The following is a 16,103-nucleotide window of genomic DNA, read 5'->3' on the forward strand; positions in this document are numbered from 1 at the left end:
CCTCTGTTAGTTAACTGTCTTTGACAAAAAGATAGCCTTTGCTCCGCACTGTTTTGATCCGGTGCGGTTGGTTAGGGTCGTCGCCTACTTTGGGACGAATACGTGAAACCCGCACGTCAATTGAACGATCCTGCCCATCGTATTTAATGCCACGCAGCTCATTGAAAATTTCTTCTCGGGTTAATACACGCCCTGCGTTGCTTGCCAACAGCCACAGCAGATCAAACTCCGCGCTGGTAAGATCAATACGCTCGCCGGAAAGCCAGGCTTCACGCGTTGCGTTATCTATCTCTAGATTTTCAAAGCGCAGGCGCATCTCACCACCCGGCGCTGGTGCATCGGCACGACGCAGTAACGCACGCATACGCGCTAGGAGTACACGGGGTTGAACCGGTTTTGGCACATAGTCATCGGCCCCCATTTCCAAACCCAGCACCTGGTCAAGATCATCCGTGCGGGCCGTTAACATCATGATAGGACCAGCAAAGTTGGGCCTAACACGACGGCAGATAGCCAAACCATCCTCGCCCGGTAACATTAAGTCCAAAATTACCAAGTCAGGCTGAAGTGTTAAAATACGATCCACGCCTTTTGCACCATCCGCCTCTAGCGTCACTTGAAAGCCATTTGCCTCCAGATATTCGCGGGTCAGCTCTGCCAAGCGCTGGTCATCTTCAATAATCAACACGTGATCTTGATCGGGATAGCCAAGCGTGGCGGCGTCTTGAGCCCCAAGCGCCTGAAATTGCTGTTCCAAGTGGTCTACCATCCTTTATATTCACTCCGCTTAGGCAGTTTGTGTTATCACCCGCTCACCCTATGTAACCGCAGGTTGCAATATCTTCCAGGATACCTCAAAACCGTTCAAACGCCTGCCCCCTTACTTCTTTCCCCATAACCTATGTAATGGTTCGCCTGCTAGACACCTTGATTCTTACACCGCCAAACGCTAATGTGGCGTTGCTAACTGTCGATAATCTGGCAGAAGGAGGACATTATGGGAAACAGCAAAACAAAAAGTGTCATCAAGCGCGTTTACGTACCCACTCAAGTGCGCGATTTGCCTAATGGAGAGAAGCTGACGATTCCGGGGCATTATAAAGCGCCACCAAGTGACTAAAACGGCTTGCGTGATAAGCCGTTTCACGATCCGTCAGGTAGCCTGATCGCTAGGTTACTAAAAAGGCAGACCACAGAGGTGGTCCGCTCTTTATTTTTTAGAAAAAGCGTGTTGCTCGCTACCCTTTGGGACCAAATAGAAACCACGCGATCAGTCCAACTAACGGAAAAAACAATAGCGCCAAGATCCATAGCAGCTTTGCCAGCCCACCTGCTGCACTCTTAGCAACTTTAACAATGGCCCATACAACAATGATGAGCCAGATAAGTCCTAGTAACCCACCTACTTCAATGCCCATAACTGCTCCTGAGCAGGTTTGCTTCCATCAATTTTTAGCTAAGCACACCGTTTCGATACAGACAAGTAACATTCACTCCGCAGGCAGGCTTAGCACCATTTCCCCGCCACGTATTTCAATCACCAATAAATTAAGAAAACTCATGCCAAGTAGTACGGTATCGTTTTCCATACCAGGACTTATAGACCCTTGCACGCCATTCATACGTATGTTGCCCAACACAACCTCATCTAGCTGTGTCAGCGAGCCCTCTGCGCGACCATTCGCAGTATTAAACCAAGCACTGCGTCCCGGCTTTAGCCCCAACTCGCTAGCCAAATTGCGCGGCACTGCAACATAAGTCGCCCCGGTATCTAATAGAAAGGTCACCGGCTTCCCGTTAATTTTCCCAGGCGCTTCAAAATGGCCAGCACGATTACGCGTCAAATTGACAGGTCCGTCATCGGCGGAGGCGTACATCACATGGGCATTCGGCGTCATTACTTTCTCGAAACCACCATCTAATAGCCATGTGCCAGCAGCCAATAGCAGCACCCAAAAGAGTAGCATTGTGACGATACCACCTCGTTGCATAGCGAGGGTTTTCATACGCCACCTCCAGACTAAGCGCTCCTTTTCCAGGCAAGTGCAGCCTCACGTCCACGCTGTTCATTCACGCCAGCGCATATCAACATCGCGATAACAAACAGTGCTACACATAATAGGATAGACGCTTGCAAACCAATTAACGTTTGCAAAACGCCCAGCATGACAATCCCGAACACGCCGGCCAATTTATTAGCGAGCCCCCAGAAGCCAAAAAACTCAGCAGACTTCTCCAGTGGTGAAAAAACGCCGACCAGCGCCCGGCTAGCTGATTGGCTAGACCCCAGACTAAGACCCGCCAGACAACCGACCACCAGAAAAACGTACTGTGCTTGCCACTGTACGGCGTAACGGCTGTTAACCCAGTCGGTCAGCTCTGGCGTCGCCCATATCGATAAAATAGCGATGACCCACAGCGCTAGTGTCATTTGATACGTGCGCTTGGCGCCCAATTTATCCTGTAAAAAACCAAATCCCAGTGCGCCTGCCGCTGCCGTTATTTGAACAATAATAAACATAATATTGCGCACGCCCTCATCCCAGCCAATCACCTGAGCGCCATAAATAAAAGCAAACGCAATAATGATGTAGACACCTGCCATTGAGAATAACAGCGACACCAAAAAGACAGTTAAGTCTTTAAAGTAGCGCAGCTCAGTAAATGTTGAGCGAACACGCTGTAACGCAATACGTTGATAGGAAACAGCATGGGGTTGAGGCACACCTCGCTCTTTCATCCATAGGAAGGTGGGAATCGCCGCTACTAAGAAAAAGCCAGCTGCAAAAGGACCTACCCAACGTATGCGTTCAAAGTTATCGGCGGTCGCCTCCCCTAGCACCATCAGCGTAAAACCAGCGGCAAAAAGGCCACCAATATAGCCAAGCGCCCAGCCAAACCCAGAAATTTTACCCAGCGCATCAGGAGGGCCTAGCTCCGGTAGAAAAGCGGCAATAAACGACTCGCCCATCGAGTAAGCATAGTTTGAAAGTATAATTAACAGCAGCCCCACGACTACGTAACCAGGCTCGACAAAGTAAAGCATGGCAGTTGTCGCCACAGTGGCGAGATAACTGATTAATAAAAAGCGCTTTTTTTCTGCTCGATAATCCATCACGGCACCGCAGAGCGGGGCAGTTAATACGACCATTAGATAGCTCAACGCCAGCGCGAGGCTCCACAAAAAATTCGCTAGGCGAAAGCCATCACCTCGATCACCTACGATTACCGTCGTGAACAGTTCTCCAAACACGACCGTGATGATGAGCAAGGTGTAAGCCTGGTTGGCAAAGTCAAACATTGCCCAACCAAATATTTCACGTCGCGATGCGTAGGTGGGAGCAACCTTGGCGGGGTTAGCAGTCAGCATGCAGGCTCTCTCAAAAAAGTGTGTAGTAGCGTCATTACCCTATTAACGACAGCTAATTCATGGCGATAATAGGGCAGGTGATTATTCAGTAAAGCGGCTTAACCGCGGACGGGGCCTTAAAAAAGCAAACGCTCGGCATAGCCGAGCGTAATACGCTGAACATTGTTGCTTTTGCCAGCCTTGGCATTCTGGTTCATAGCAACCAGTGCGCTACCACGGCCGCAATACCCACCACCATCGCTGTTATAACAGCAACAGTGACGATTCGATCCAGCCAGCGATCAAAAATCTCCCTTTTGGGCTGTTTTCGCGTGGCACCGTGGTGTCCTTGCCGGGCCATCAGCACGCCTTATCCATGTGTGCATTCCCCATAAATCAGCGAATAATTTAACTATTAATGCGGCGATTGACGACACTTGGAGCACGGCGTAGGCGTTCTTCCTCGCCTAACTGCTCGGCTTCAAACGCATCAGCACCAACCGGCGTTTCCCCGTGGCGACGATATAGCTGCGTTAGCATCGCCTTGCGATCAGCACGCAGCTCACGAACCAACACTACAATCATCATATACAAAATAAAGGTAAACGGTAATGCCGAAAGCACCGCCGCTGACTGCAGGCCAGAAAGTCCACCCGCCACAATCAGTGTTAAACAAATAGCGGCGATCAAGACACCCCAAATAATACGCTTATAAAGTGGCGGATTGATGGAGCCATTGTCGGTCATTTGCGCCACAATGTAGGAAGCAGAATCTGCCGACGTCACCAGGAAAATGAAGATAAGCATCATGGCGACGACCGATAATGCACCGGTAAAGGGCATTAGCTCGAACATCTCAAACAACGCCACGGTAATAAATGTACCGATAAGTCTGGGCTTTTTAAAACCGCAGCCTTGTACCAAAACATTAAACGGCATATCTCTAAACTAACATATGCGTATAAAATTTCTTCGCGGCGTTAATCAAGAAATGTTAGTCCAGACCAGGAACTTGATACCCAGCCTGTGTTCCAATGGAACGCATATGAACGATGGAGGCTTTCATGCCGCAAATGAATCGTGATCAACGCAATGCCGCGTGGCAAGCTGCTAACCAGTGGCGTGCTCGGGCAGCCCAGACCCAGCCAACCGGCCTAATGGGCAGCATTAAACTGTTACTGACGTGGTTAGCGTTTGGTGCACTGATGATCGTCGGTGTCGTACTCGGGCTTTTTTTCCTGCTCATTGGCTGGGCAATGATGCCCTTTGTCCGCCATAAAATGAAAAAACGCATGGAGCAGATGCGCGCTGACAACGCTCAAGACGTTGGTGGCGGTTATGCTTACAGCGACACCTCCACGAGCCAGCACGATGCAATAGAAGGTAGTTACGAAGTTAAAGACGACCACCACCGGTCTTAATCAGTCGCCCACTAACGCCGCTGTTAAAGCGGCGCTTGAATCCAGGCGAACGCTGCTGCTAACGTCAGCGGCATTACGATTAAGCTCCCTAAATTGCCGATGAGCACCAATGAAGCGACCTTCTGGGGTGCCAGTTTATACTGCTCGGCCACTAAGTAGTTCAATACCGCTGGCGGCAGTGCTGCAAATACCAGTAGCACGGCTGTCTGTAGCGGATTCAATGGTAGTAACCACATGAGCGGTAGTGCGATCACTAAGCCAGAAAGTGGGCAGAGGAGCGCTCCCAACAAACCTGTTCGCCAGTCATTAAAATCAATTTCCAGCAATCGAACACCTAATGCAAAGAGCATCAGTGGAATACAGATTCCCCCTAACATGTGCATTGCTTCTAACAGCCAGCTCGGCAACGGTACATTTCCAACGTTGATGACTAGCCCTGCTAGGCTCGCAGCTACGATGGGCATTCGTAACAGTCGCCAAAGTGACGTGCGCGGGTCCAACATATAAAGACCTACTGAGAAATGCAGCAACATTTCAACAATAAACACGACCACTGCAGCCGGTAGGGCCTCTGGTCCAAAGGCGAGCACCAATAGCGGTACCCCCATATTGCCAGAGTTATTGAACATCATTGGCGGCAAGAACACCTTAGTGTCTAGCGACAGCCACTTAGCAACCGGCCAAAGCACAAGACCCGACCCTAGCACGACGGCCACCGCCGCAGTGGCAAGCCACGCATAGTCCGCCAAAGGCGCTTGGCGATCAGCCAACACGGCAAATACCAGTAGTGGAACAAATAGCTCCATATTGAGCGTGTTAAGGCTGCGAATATCAGGGTTTCGGTAACGCCCGTAAACCGCACCACAGCCAGCAATTAAGAACACGGGTAACAGCGTTGCGAGAATATGACCGATCATACGCCCTCCGCCAAGCGGCGGGCGCAGAGACAAACTGTTGCATGCATAGGGAGCTTTTCCTTATTGTTATCAGGCTATCTTCCCTATCGATGCTACTTAAAAACACTCACCTCGCCAATCAGGGTTCAAGAAAACGCTGCCAAAGTGCAATAACCACATCGCGGTGGGCTTTGAATGCCTGTGCATCAACGACAGTTTTTTCACCGGTTAACGCCGCACGATGGGTACGGCTACGATAAGCGAGATACGCTTCCCGCAGTTGCTCCGCTTCTGACTCGGTAATATGACCACTCTTGGCGAGGGTTTCTAAAATGCGGATATTATCGCTATAGGTGATTAATGCAGGCGTGTCATGAGCGAGTGATAGCACCGCGTATTGGCAAAGAAACTCAATATCGACCATGCCACCCACATCGTGCTTTAGACTAAACACCTCCCCGTCCGCACTACCTGGCTGCCCTTTAGAGCCCGTCCCTTTTGAACCCTGTCCTTTAGAACCCTGCCCTTTAGAACCAAGGTGATCACGCATTTTATGACGCATGCTGACAACGTCGTCTCTTAAGGCTTGCGGGTCACGCTCGCGACACAGCATCTCACCACGGATCGCATCAAATTTATCCGCCAGCGCGTTACTGCCGGCGACAACGCGCGCGCGTACCAGCGCTTGGTGCTCCCAGGTCCAGGCGTTTTGGCGTTGATAATCCGCAAAAGCATCTAAAGAGGTCACCAATAGGCCTGCATTGCCTGAAGGCCGAAGGCGCATATCAACCTCGTAAAGGCTGCCAGCAGGCGTTACTGCGGTTAAGAGGTGGATAATGCGCTGGCCTAGACGGGTAAAAAAGACCGCTGTATCGACGGGCCGGGCACCATCGGTAGTGCCTTTTCCGTCGCTATCATGAAGGAATACCAAGTCCAAATCAGAGCCATAACCAAGTTCGATGCCCCCCAGCTTGCCGTATCCCACAATCAAAAACGCTGGCTCTCGTGCATTAAGGCCTTCTGGCACACCATGTTTCCGCGTGACATGTTTCCAGGCCATCGCTAGCACGGCATCTAGAATGACTTCAGCGATATACGTTAAGTAGTCGCTCACCTTCATCAAGTGGCGTGTTCCAGCGATATCCGATGCAGCAACGTGAAGCATCTGCGCATGCTTAAACACGCGAAGCGCTTCCAACTGCGCCTCATCATCATCTTCTGGCAAGCGGCTTAAGGTCTGGCGTAACTCATCGGCAAGTCGTGATTTATCAGCGGGAGTGTAAAGCGTATCCGGCGTTAGTAGCTCATCAAGCAGTATCGGGTAACGCGCAAGTTGCTCTGCAATCCAGTGGCTGGCCGAGCACAGCTTCATTAGGTGCTCAAGCGCCTGAGGGTTTTCACGCAACAGTGCAAGGTAAGCGGTTCGCCTAAGTACCGACTCGATCAGCGGCTGGACACCACTAAGCGCGTTATCCGGCAACTCACTTTCGGCAACGGCAACCAGCAGTAGCGGCATCAGCGCATCTAGCCGTTCAAAGCCGATACGCTGCATGCTTTGCACTTGGCGGGAATGGTAAAGACTCTGCAGCCGTTTAAGTGCTTTCTCTGGTTCTATAAAACCAGCATCAGTTAGCAGTGCTTCCGCTTCTTCCTGCTCTAGCTCGCCGCGCCACAGTAACCGCCACTGAGACAGGCCAAGGTTATCGTCGCTACTCTCTGCATCGCTATCCTCTTCGGGGTCGGCGATCACCGCATCAAAGTGCTGACGAACGCGTTCGCGCACTTCCTCCAGCCGCGCGATGAGCCCAGGCCAATCTTCATGCCCCAAGGCAAAGGCGATCCGCTCCCGATCTTCATCATCAACGGGTAGCGTTTGGGTTTGACGGTCTTCTAGCGCCTGAATAGCGTGTTCCATGTCGCGAAGATACGCATAGTCGGGTAGCAGCTCATCGACGACTGCTTGGGGCAACAGCCCCAGTTCAGGCAGTCGATTAAGAGCGGTCTTGAGTGAGGTCACTTGAAGCTCGGTATCACGTCCACCGCGAATCAGCTGAAATGCCTGGACAACGAACTCAACCTCCCTGATTCCACCGGGCCCTAGTTTGATATTGCTTTGCATGCCCTTGCGCTTTACTTCGCGATTGATCATCGCCTTGAGCTCACGCAGCGACTCAATCGCACCAAAATCCAGGTAGCGGCGGTAAACAAACGGCCTGAGACTTGCGAGCAGTTCATGCCCGCCATCTATGTCTCCTGCGACGGGACGCGCTTTGAGCATGGCATAACGCTCCCACTCACGACCCTGATCCTGATAGTAACTGGAGAGCATCGAGAAACTGCCCACCAGGGGGCCGCCATCACCCAGTGGGCGCAGCCGCATATCAACACGAAATACGAAACCGTCAGCCGTCATGGCATCTAAAGCGGCGATCAGTTTCTGGCCTAGTTTGGTGAAGTACTCCTGGTGCTCAAGGGGTTTACGCCCGCCTTCGGTTTCACCTTTTTCAGGAAAGGCGAAGATCAGGTCAATATCTGAGGAAAGATTCAGCTCACCCGCGCCGAGCTTCCCCATACCCAGCACCACCAAGCGCTGGGACGAGCCATCTCTGCGGGCCGCAGGTAATCCCCAGCGCGGGGCGTAAAAACGTTCAAGCCAGCCGAGCGCGGCTTCAATACAGACTTCCGCCAGCCACGAAACTGCCTGAGCAGTGTCCCACATGGTGTAGCCATCGGGCCGATTAAGATCGCGCCACACAATCCCGAGCATGCGGGCACGGCGGAAACGGCGAATAGCGCGATGCATTGCCTCTTCATCATCGGCATTGTCTAGCGCATCAGCTAGCCAGCTCGCTTGTGACTCCTTACTCGCTGTCGCATCCAGCTCACCAGCCACATCTAAATCAATCAGCCAGTGCGGAAAGCGTGCCAAGGTATCTAGAGCGAAGCTTGAGACAGTTACGACCTTGGCTAACGCTTCTCGACGCGCATCAGAAAGCGCCTCCCAACTACTGGAAGGCAACGACTGTTGGGTCATTGAGGCAATATTATCAGCTTGGCTAAGCGCTTCACTTAATCGCTGCCAGGCGCGCTGTGCAGCGGGCTTAAGCGCTGTTGGCAGCCCAACTTGGGGGAAAAACGCGTCGTCTAACTGCATAACCACCTCTCTGCCAAGCGTCTATTATGTTTGTTGATGAAGCGGGTCGCTGCATGAGCTGAATAAAAGCAATTTAGCCCACCAATTTTTGCCAGCCTAACAGCCCCCAGGTTAAGCCTGCCATGATCAATGACAGCATAACCGCCGCCGAGCCAATATCTTTAGCACGCCCTGAAAGCTCGTGATGCTCGGTGCCAATACGATCAACAACGTTCTCTATGGCACTATTAAGCAGTTCCACAATCAGCACAAGGCACAGGCTGCCAACCAGCAGCAACCAGCTAATGGGCCCTTCTCCAATCCACCAAGCCAGCGGTAGCAACACCGCTGTAATACCCACTTCTTGGCGAAACGCAGCTTCATTTCTAAAAGCGGCTTTTAGCCCTTTCCATGAATAGCGCGTTGAGTGCATTAAATGGGTTAACCCCGTATGTCCTGGCTTCATGCCTGTTGCCTCAGCGGTAAAAATTAAGATTAATTAGCCAATATCATCGCATCTAAATCCAGCGACAGCGGATCTAACACCTCGGGCCAGCTAAGATAAGGCGTACTGCCAGTGCCGTTAACCAGCACACTAAAAACGCCCCAGCGCCCCTGGGCGGTACGGAAATAGCCCGCCGCGGCGCGAACAGCAAACGGCTGATTGAGCGTGCCTGTTTTCAGCATCACGTTATTTTGAAACGTTGGAGAACCACGGCGAATAAAGCGCATGACCCCATTGGCAGGCGACTGGAAAGAGGCGACAAAACTGGGGAACAAAGCGCTCTGGCGGAACATATCCTCCAACATCACATTGACGCCGTGAGCGGAGGTACGGTTATCAGTCGTCAGCCCGCTGCCGCTGTGTAACGTTAACGGACCGTGGCCCGACAAGCTGTTCACATAGGCTTCTATCGCCTCCCCCGCTTGGCGCAGTTGCGCTTGTGGTGTTTCCACCAGGTTCAGCGCCAGCACATCAGCCATGTAATTATTGGAGTAGTTCATTGTACGCAGCAGCAGCTCCTGCAGCGGCTTGCTGTCAACGGCTGCCAAACGCTGTGCACTGCTGGGCGGACGCGTTGAGCTAACCCGCCAGGGGTCACGCACACTGACACCTGCCTGATTTAGCATGCTTAACAATACTTGCGCCGTTTTCTCTGCCGCATCGCCAGCGCCACGATAAACATCACGAGCTGCGGCATTGGTTGAAATTTGCCCGGTAAGACGCAGAACATCACCGCGCTCATCGGTAATCCGCTCTGCGCTGATGTCAGTGCCACTATTAGCCGGGCGCGTGACAACTTGGTTATCAATAGCAATTAACGGCGCCTGGCTATCGCATAACCCCACACGGGCAGGCTCTCCCGCTGCCGCAGCAGGGGCTATATTGGCGCACCAGCTACCAAAGTTGACGCCTGCCGAGGTGAGCGGCGCACTGTAAGCATTAGTGACTCGGGTACGCGCATTACAGCGGTCTGTGGTAATACACTCAACAGGGCCAAAACGCCACTGACTGACCACCAGCGCGCCATCCACTTCGCGCACTCCCGCCAGCTGCAGACGTTGCACTAACCGCCAAAGATCTTCAGTTGTGAGGCCTGGATCGCCCCCACCTTCAAATACCAAGTCGCCACGCAATACACCATTTTCCACACTACCTGTGCTGACAAGCTGGCTGGTAAAGCGATGCTGGGGCCCAAAACGATTGAGTGCCGCAGCAGACATATAGGCTTTGGTGACAGACGCTGGCGACAGCTGACGCTCAGGATTCAGACTACCCAGCAATGCATTACTGCCAGTATCCGCATCCAGTAAGCGTGCTTCAGCGCTAATTGAGAAGCCTTTGCTTTCTAACTGACCAAGCTGACTGAAATCGGCATACAGTGCGGGGCTTGCGCACATGGCGGCACCTACCACACTTGTCACCAACGCCCGATGCCAGCGGCGTAGGGATGATTTAACCGAATGATTAAACGCTGAGAATGTCACCGCAGAATAGCTAACTTCTGAACACTTAATATCTGAAGACCCAATATCTGAAGACCTAATATTTAAAGAGCTAATATCTGAGCACGTCACGCTTACTTTCCTCAATGCACGTTCATTTTTGAAAAGACTTGAAGTATGACTACCCCAGCCACGATCAAACTAATGCCGACAACGGCAGGTAAATCAGGTTTCTCACCGAAAACTACAATGCCAACCAGCGTGACCAACACGATTCCCAGACCTGCCCAGATGGCATAAGCAATACCGACCGGTAATGTCCGCAACACCAAGCTCAACAGATAAAATGCCACACCGTAGCCCACGACGACCATGATGCTTGGAAGCGGTCGTGTGAATCCCATTGACGACTTGAGGGCGCTAGTGGCGACAACCTCGGCAACAATTGCTAGCACTAGATATACAAACGTCATGCCCGCTCCAATTCAATCTTCAACTGCCAAAGCGTTTGGCCGCTTTGATCATACTTTGCTTCAAATGGCGTTAGATAGCTGCCGTTGGGAGCCAACGCGGCAATCGTTGCCTGCTTTCCCGTTACTAGGGCGGTTGCCAGAGCAAACTCTTCAACATACAACTGCCAATTGGAGCGCACTTCTAAATACCCGCCAAGGGCTAGCAGTGTGGGGAAAACAGGATGCCCATGCCAGCGCATTTTTAAATGCGCAGCTTTTGGATAAGGATTGGGGTAAAGCAGAAAATGCCGCTCGGGTGCCCATTTTGCCTGTTCAGCTAGTCGCCAGAAATCGACAAGGTCAGCCCGTACCAACAGTGCATTAGCAGGCAATTCACCATGGTCTCGGCTTAACCGATCTTCGCTTCGATCAACGCCGATCACCGCGTGCGCTGGAAACTGTTCTGCCAAACGGCGTGTCGAAAGCCCTACACCGCAGCCAGCATCGAGGATTAACGGCGCTTGCTGCTTTTGAAGCCACGTATGCGCGTCTTCAAAGGCTTGTTGCGTATGCGCAGCGATTGGCTTTCGCAGTGGGTTTTCCAAGGCACGTGCTACCCGGCGCGCTACATCGTGATGCGGGCCAGGCTGATTGGAAACCACGGGTCGTGAAGTATGCTGCATGCCATTCCCTGCTTAAAAAAAACGTGATTCTATCAGTCTACCGCGCACGCGGCATGACGCCGTTGCACGCCCGGTGCTATGATCACGTTCGAGAGTATTATTAAGCGCAGATGAGCAGCACTTTTTTGCTATGCCTCTGACAATAGCTGTTACTAAAAACCACCGCACCACGAGGAACCCGGCTTGTCACACTTACCGGTGATTGTCGGCATGGGCGGCATCAATCCCGCCGGCAGAACCTCGGGCCACCAGGCCTTCCGCCGCACCGTGCTTGATGCTCTTCCAGCTGACCAGCAGCGCCAAACACTGGAAGGCTTGGCAGCGCTTATGCGCCTTGCCGAGCATTCCGCTAACGGCTGGCATGATAGCGCCGGCCAGCCCATTGACTCCCCTGCTCAAACCTTGCGCGATCATGTGCTTAACCACACATTGATTCGGCGCAACGAAGATCCACGCTTTCTCGCCCCGGGCTTGCCAGCCAACCGACGGGCAGAAATGACGCTGTCTGAACCGGTGCGGTTTACATTGCGCCGCCGTCAGTTGCCCGAACAGCTGCCTGAAGGATGGCAGGTGGAGGACATCGACGCCAAGGTAGTCGCCGTCACCGTGCCCGCGGGGAACTTTAGTGCTCTGCTGCCTGACGCCTTAGAGCCTAAGGTGCGTGCAGCCGCCCAACTGCCGAGTGGCTTCGACCCCGCTAGCCTTTACCGTAGCGTGCATCATCCGCGCGGGCTGTCGATGGCAGTCTTTAGTGCTAGTGACTGCCTAGGTGCCAGCGGGCTCGCTTGGGAAACAATTCGCCAGCGGCTCGACCCTGACCATATCGCAGTATATGCGGGCAACTCTATTGGCCAATTAGATGACCAAGGCTGGGGCGGCCTACTAAAGAGCTTGGTGAGTGGCCAACGTGCCACCTCTAAGCAAATGCCGCTGGGTTACGGGCAAATGCCTGCGGACTTCCTCAATGCCTACGTATTAGGCAGCGTGGGAAGTACGGGTGCTGCCTTAGGCGCCTGCGCAAGCTTTTTATACAACCTGCGCCTAGGTATTGATGATATTCGCACAGGGCGTTGCCGGGTCGTTATGGTAGGCACCGCAGATGCGCCGATTACCCCCGAAATCATCGAAGGCTTCCGCGCCATGGGCGCACTGGCCGATGACGCCAGCCTGAAAGCACTGGATTCTTTAGCGCTACTTACCGACGCTGACTACCAGCGCGCTTGTCGCCCGTTTGCACGTAACTGTGGCTTCACCATGGCGGAAGCAAGTCAGTTCGTACTGTTAATGGACGATGCGTTAGCGCTTGAGTTAGGGGCGGATATTCTAGGTTCAGTGCCCGATGTGTTCGTTAATGCCGATGGTTTTAAACGCTCTATCTCTGCACCCGGCATTGGCAACTACATCACCCTGGGCAAGGCAGCCTCGTTGGTAAAAGATATGCTAGGTGAGAAAGCGCTAAAAGAGCGCACTTTCCTGCATGCCCATGGCACCAGCACTCCCAAAAATCGCACGACTGAATCCCATGTTTTTGATGAAATTGCCCGTGCAAATGGCATCGAGAACTGGCCAGTGGTCGCTATTAAAGCGTTTATCGGCCACTCCCAAGGGTCTGCGGCAGGCGATCAGTTGGTAAGCGCTTTGGGCAGCTTTGCCCATGGATTACTGCCAGGTATTCCCACTTTAGACGCGGTCGCGGACGATGTGTACGCTAAGCGGCTACGTTTTTCCACTACCCCAGTGGCGTTTAGCGCCGATGCTGCCTTTATTAATGCAAAAGGGTTCGGTGGTAATAACGCTACTGGCGTCGTGCTCTCCCCTCAGGTCACCGAACGATTGCTCACTCAACGCCACGGCAGCGCTGCCATCAGCGCTTGGAAAACGCGTCGGGAAACTGTGCGCGAGAATGCCGCCGCTTATTTAGCCGACGCTGATCATGGGCACTATGCGCCTCGTTATCAGTTTGGTGAAGCCGTTCTAGAAGGCCCTGAGCTTGAGATCCACGCCGACCGCATTCATATTCCGGGCTATGATCACGCCGTTTCGCTAACGGCGGACAATCCTTTTGGTCAGCTTGACGAGCAGGAGGCACCCGAATGAACGATCAACGTGTGAATGTTGCCGTCTATCCCGGGACCTTTGACCCTATCACCAACGGCCACTTTGATCTTATCGAACGCGGCGCACGGATGTTCGATAAGGTGGTCATTGCCGTCGCTGCGAGCCCTGGCAAGCAGCCTAGTCTTGAGCTAGACACCCGTATCGCGCTGGCCAAAATGGTGTGTGCTTCACTACCGAACGTAGAGGTCATCGGCTTTTCAACACTTCTGACCACTATGATGCGTGAACAGGGGGCCACCATTATTCTACGTGGCCTGCGGGCTGTCTCGGATTTCGAGTACGAGCTACAGCTGGCCAATATGAATCGGGCGCAAAACCCTGAGCTTGAGAGCGTATTTCTCACCCCAGCGGTGGAAAACTCCTATATTTCGTCGACCATCGTGCGAGAAATCGCCAAGCTGGGCGGCGATATTTCACCGCTCGTTCACCCGCAGGTCGCAGAGGCACTGCGTAAGCACTACACTATCTAGCGATCGATATTGTTGAGTAAAACGCTCAGGTATATAACTACCTGAGCGAAAAGCCATTCGTGAGGTACGCCCATGGCCCTGATGATCACCGACGAATGCATTAACTGCGACGTCTGCGAACCTGAATGCCCCAATGACGCCATCTCTCCTGGTGAAGAGATTTACGTTATTGACCCCAATTTATGCACGGAATGTGTCGGCCACTTTGACGAGCCACAGTGCCAGCAAGTGTGTCCAGTGGACTGCATTCCTCTCGACCCAGAGCGTCCCGAAACCCACGAGAAACTCATGGAGAAGTACCGCATCATTACTGCTGCTTAGGCCCACTGAAACGTGCGTATTTGGACTCTTGCCTGGCCAATCATTCTTTCGAATATAACAGTTCCCTTACTAGGGCTGGTCGATACCGCTGTGGTCGGGCACCTGCCCGATTCTCGCTATCTGGCAGCGGTGACCCTCGGGGCGACGCTGTTTAGCTTCCTCTATTGGGGATTTGGCTTTCTACGCATGGGCACCACGGGGTTGGTTGCCCAGGCAATCGGCCGCGAAGCACATAGCGATGTGCGCAATTTGCTGGGTCAGTCACTCATTATGGCGGCCGTTATCGGCGCGCTACTGATTATCTTTGGCTCGCCGCTGATTTCGCTCGGCCTATGGCTGTTAGACGGCAGTGAAGCGGCGACACCACTGGCACGCGAGTATGCCGAAATACGCCTCTGGTCAGCCCCGGCAGTGTTGGCGAACTACGCCATCCTCGGCTGGTTTTTGGGCCAACAAAACGCCCGCGTTACGCTGATGATTTTAGTGCTGACCAATAGCGTCAATATCGTGCTCGATCTTTGGTTTGTCGTAGGGCTAGGAATGACCAGCGGCGGCGTCGCCCTGGCCAGCGTGATTGCCGATTACAGTGCGCTAACCTTTGGCAGCTATTTAGTACTGAGCCAGCTTGGCCACTTGGAAGGCTGCTTTCAACGGCAGCGACTTTTGGTAGTGTCAGCCTACTCAGCCCTGTTTAATGTTAACGCCAACCTGTTTGTGCGCACCTTAGGGTTGCTGTTTGCAATGGCCTTTTTTACCGCTCAAGGGGCACGCCAGGGCGACACAGTGTTAGCCGCCAATGCCGTGCTATTGCAATTTATTATGCTCACTAGCTACGCACTTGATGGCTTCGCCCACGCAGCGGAATCGTTGGTAGGCCGCGCGTTTGGACGGCGTGACTGGCAGGAATTTGCAGCGACGGTTCGGGCGACAGCACAATTCTCGTTCTGGACAGCCGCTGTAGCCACCATTGCCTTCGCATTGGGCGGAAATTATCTAGTTGCCATGCTGACAGGGCTGGCAGAGGTGCGTGCCACCGCCGCTAGTTACCTGCCTTGGATGATCGTGATGCCATTGATAGCCGTATGGAGCTATTTATTAGATGGCGTTTTTATCGGCACCACCGCTGTGCGCGAAATGCGCAACAGCATTTTTATCGGTTTAGCGGTTTACCTACCAACTTGGTGGCTATCCCAAGGGCTTGGTAACCATGGCCTGTGGTTAGCCTTTACGCTCTTTATGTTCACACGCTCAGCGGTACTGATCGCCTACTACTACCGCTACCGTCAACGCCACTGGCGCCCTCAGGGCTAAAG

At 53.0% G+C, this 16,103-nt stretch carries 17 protein-coding genes and 1 pseudogene; 6 read left to right on the forward strand and 12 right to left on the reverse strand.

The annotated features are described in order from the left end of the window. Positions 1 to 10: 10 nt before the first annotated feature. The gene (locus NF683_RS03120; protein ID WP_038478158.1) at positions 11 to 769 is read right to left on the reverse strand and encodes a winged helix-turn-helix domain-containing protein; all 759 of its coding nucleotides are present in this window, start codon (positions 767 to 769) and stop codon (positions 11 to 13) included. Between the two features lie 228 nt (positions 770 to 997). Between NF683_RS03120 and NF683_RS21260 the strand changes: the two genes are divergently transcribed. Continuing rightward, a complete protein-coding gene (locus NF683_RS21260) occupies positions 998 to 1,120 on the forward strand; it encodes a hypothetical protein (protein ID WP_269768679.1) in 123 nt (40 codons plus the stop codon). A gap of 118 nt (positions 1,121 to 1,238) precedes the next feature. On the opposite strand, the gene NF683_RS03125 is transcribed toward NF683_RS21260, so the two are convergent. The 5 genes and pseudogenes from NF683_RS03125 to NF683_RS03145 all read right to left on the reverse strand — a co-directional run. Next, positions 1,239 to 1,418, reverse strand: a complete 180-nt coding sequence (locus tag NF683_RS03125; RefSeq protein ID WP_089039806.1) for a PLDc N-terminal domain-containing protein — start codon at positions 1,416 to 1,418, stop codon at positions 1,239 to 1,241. A gap of 72 nt (positions 1,419 to 1,490) precedes the next feature. Beyond that, positions 1,491 to 2,006, reverse strand: coding sequence for a retropepsin-like aspartic protease family protein (locus NF683_RS03130; RefSeq protein ID WP_089039807.1), 516 nt, complete (start codon positions 2,004 to 2,006; stop codon positions 1,491 to 1,493). A 14-nt stretch (positions 2,007 to 2,020) separates the two neighbouring features. Next, positions 2,021 to 3,370, reverse strand: a complete 1,350-nt coding sequence (locus NF683_RS03135; RefSeq protein WP_089039808.1) for an MFS transporter — start codon at positions 3,368 to 3,370, stop codon at positions 2,021 to 2,023. A 193-nt stretch (positions 3,371 to 3,563) separates the two neighbouring features. Continuing rightward, positions 3,564 to 3,710, reverse strand: coding sequence for a hypothetical protein (locus NF683_RS03140; RefSeq protein ID WP_198361375.1), 147 nt, complete (start codon positions 3,708 to 3,710; stop codon positions 3,564 to 3,566). A 47-nt stretch (positions 3,711 to 3,757) separates the two neighbouring features. Then, positions 3,758 to 4,225, reverse strand: a pseudogene (locus tag NF683_RS03145) (BCCT family transporter); the annotation flags it as partial. Positions 4,226 to 4,413: 188 nt separating this feature from the next. Between NF683_RS03145 and NF683_RS03150 the strand changes: the two are divergent. Next, a complete protein-coding gene (locus NF683_RS03150; RefSeq protein ID WP_089039809.1) occupies positions 4,414 to 4,770 on the forward strand; it encodes an FxsA family protein in 357 nt (118 codons plus the stop codon). Between the two features lie 23 nt (positions 4,771 to 4,793). On the opposite strand, the gene NF683_RS03155 is transcribed toward NF683_RS03150, so the two are convergent. From NF683_RS03155 to NF683_RS03180, 6 genes are all read right to left on the reverse strand, one after another. After that, positions 4,794 to 5,687 (reverse strand): AEC family transporter, encoded by an 894-nt coding sequence (locus tag NF683_RS03155; protein ID WP_089039810.1) that lies wholly within the window; start codon positions 5,685 to 5,687, stop codon positions 4,794 to 4,796. Positions 5,688 to 5,805: 118 nt separating this feature from the next. Beyond that, positions 5,806 to 8,820: a bifunctional [glutamate--ammonia ligase]-adenylyl-L-tyrosine phosphorylase/[glutamate--ammonia-ligase] adenylyltransferase gene (gene glnE / locus NF683_RS03160; RefSeq protein WP_089039811.1), complete on the reverse strand. Its 3,015-nt coding sequence runs from the start codon at positions 8,818 to 8,820 to the stop codon at positions 5,806 to 5,808. 73 nt (positions 8,821 to 8,893) lie between these two features. After that, positions 8,894 to 9,265, reverse strand: a complete 372-nt coding sequence (locus NF683_RS03165; RefSeq protein ID WP_038478183.1) for a diacylglycerol kinase — start codon at positions 9,263 to 9,265, stop codon at positions 8,894 to 8,896. Positions 9,266 to 9,294: 29 nt separating this feature from the next. Continuing rightward, positions 9,295 to 10,701, reverse strand: a complete 1,407-nt coding sequence (gene dacB, locus NF683_RS03170) for a D-alanyl-D-alanine carboxypeptidase/D-alanyl-D-alanine endopeptidase (RefSeq protein ID WP_232471393.1) — start codon at positions 10,699 to 10,701, stop codon at positions 9,295 to 9,297. A gap of 188 nt (positions 10,702 to 10,889) precedes the next feature. Next, positions 10,890 to 11,219 (reverse strand): DMT family transporter, encoded by a 330-nt coding sequence (locus NF683_RS03175; RefSeq protein WP_089039812.1) that lies wholly within the window; start codon positions 11,217 to 11,219, stop codon positions 10,890 to 10,892. Next, positions 11,216 to 11,881 (reverse strand): methyltransferase domain-containing protein, encoded by a 666-nt coding sequence (locus NF683_RS03180; protein WP_089039813.1) that lies wholly within the window; start codon positions 11,879 to 11,881, stop codon positions 11,216 to 11,218. The genes NF683_RS03175 and NF683_RS03180 overlap by 4 nt, the downstream gene beginning before the upstream one ends. Positions 11,882 to 12,091: 210 nt before the next feature. Between NF683_RS03180 and NF683_RS03185 the strand changes: the two genes are divergently transcribed. The 4 genes from NF683_RS03185 (at position 12,092) to NF683_RS03200 (ending at position 16,101) form a co-directional block, all read left to right on the forward strand. Next, entirely contained in the window at positions 12,092 to 13,978 is a 1,887-nt protein-coding gene (locus NF683_RS03185) for a beta-ketoacyl synthase (RefSeq protein WP_089040946.1), read from the forward strand. Beyond that, a complete protein-coding gene (coaD, locus tag NF683_RS03190; RefSeq protein ID WP_089039814.1) occupies positions 13,975 to 14,469 on the forward strand; it encodes a pantetheine-phosphate adenylyltransferase in 495 nt (164 codons plus the stop codon). Before NF683_RS03185 ends, coaD begins: the two co-directional genes overlap by 4 nt. Positions 14,470 to 14,541: 72 nt before the next feature. Then, complete coding sequence (locus tag NF683_RS03195; protein WP_038478199.1) at positions 14,542 to 14,790, forward strand: YfhL family 4Fe-4S dicluster ferredoxin; 249 nt, start codon at positions 14,542 to 14,544, stop codon at positions 14,788 to 14,790. A gap of 12 nt (positions 14,791 to 14,802) precedes the next feature. Further along, positions 14,803 to 16,101, forward strand: coding sequence for an MATE family efflux transporter (locus tag NF683_RS03200; RefSeq protein WP_253921236.1), 1,299 nt, complete (start codon positions 14,803 to 14,805; stop codon positions 16,099 to 16,101). Positions 16,102 to 16,103: the final 2 nt, after the last annotated feature.

It is taken from the genome of Halomonas sp. MS1, assembly GCF_024182575.1.
In the GTDB taxonomy this organism is placed as follows: Bacteria; Pseudomonadota; Gammaproteobacteria; order Pseudomonadales; family Halomonadaceae; genus Vreelandella.

Excerpts from the sequence above, each read along its gene's own strand:
- NF683_RS03150 (WP_089039809.1), top strand. The coding sequence starts at position 4,414 with ATGCCGCAAATGAATCGTGATCAACGCAATGCCGCGTGGCAAGCTGCT.
- NF683_RS03165 (WP_038478183.1), bottom strand. The coding sequence starts at position 9,265 with ATGAAGCCAGGACATACGGGGTTAACCCATTTAATGCACTCAACGCGC.
- NF683_RS03130 (WP_089039807.1), bottom strand. The coding sequence starts at position 2,006 with ATGAAAACCCTCGCTATGCAACGAGGTGGTATCGTCACAATGCTACTC.
- NF683_RS03185 (WP_089040946.1), top strand. The coding sequence starts at position 12,092 with ATGGGCGGCATCAATCCCGCCGGCAGAACCTCGGGCCACCAGGCCTTC.
- dacB (WP_232471393.1), bottom strand. The coding sequence starts at position 10,701 with ATGTGCGCAAGCCCCGCACTGTATGCCGATTTCAGTCAGCTTGGTCAG.
- glnE (WP_089039811.1), bottom strand. The coding sequence starts at position 8,820 with ATGCAGTTAGACGACGCGTTTTTCCCCCAAGTTGGGCTGCCAACAGCG.
- NF683_RS03140 (WP_198361375.1), bottom strand. The coding sequence starts at position 3,710 with ATGGCCCGGCAAGGACACCACGGTGCCACGCGAAAACAGCCCAAAAGG.
- NF683_RS03120 (WP_038478158.1), bottom strand. The coding sequence starts at position 769 with ATGGTAGACCACTTGGAACAGCAATTTCAGGCGCTTGGGGCTCAAGAC.
- NF683_RS03125 (WP_089039806.1), bottom strand. The coding sequence starts at position 1,418 with ATGGGCATTGAAGTAGGTGGGTTACTAGGACTTATCTGGCTCATCATT.
- NF683_RS03195 (WP_038478199.1), top strand. The coding sequence starts at position 14,542 with ATGGCCCTGATGATCACCGACGAATGCATTAACTGCGACGTCTGCGAA.
- NF683_RS03180 (WP_089039813.1), bottom strand. The coding sequence starts at position 11,881 with ATGCAGCATACTTCACGACCCGTGGTTTCCAATCAGCCTGGCCCGCAT.
- NF683_RS21260 (WP_269768679.1), top strand. The coding sequence starts at position 998 with ATGGGAAACAGCAAAACAAAAAGTGTCATCAAGCGCGTTTACGTACCC.
- NF683_RS03155 (WP_089039810.1), bottom strand. The coding sequence starts at position 5,687 with ATGATCGGTCATATTCTCGCAACGCTGTTACCCGTGTTCTTAATTGCT.
- coaD (WP_089039814.1), top strand. The coding sequence starts at position 13,975 with ATGAACGATCAACGTGTGAATGTTGCCGTCTATCCCGGGACCTTTGAC.
- NF683_RS03175 (WP_089039812.1), bottom strand. The coding sequence starts at position 11,219 with ATGACGTTTGTATATCTAGTGCTAGCAATTGTTGCCGAGGTTGTCGCC.
- NF683_RS03135 (WP_089039808.1), bottom strand. The coding sequence starts at position 3,370 with ATGCTGACTGCTAACCCCGCCAAGGTTGCTCCCACCTACGCATCGCGA.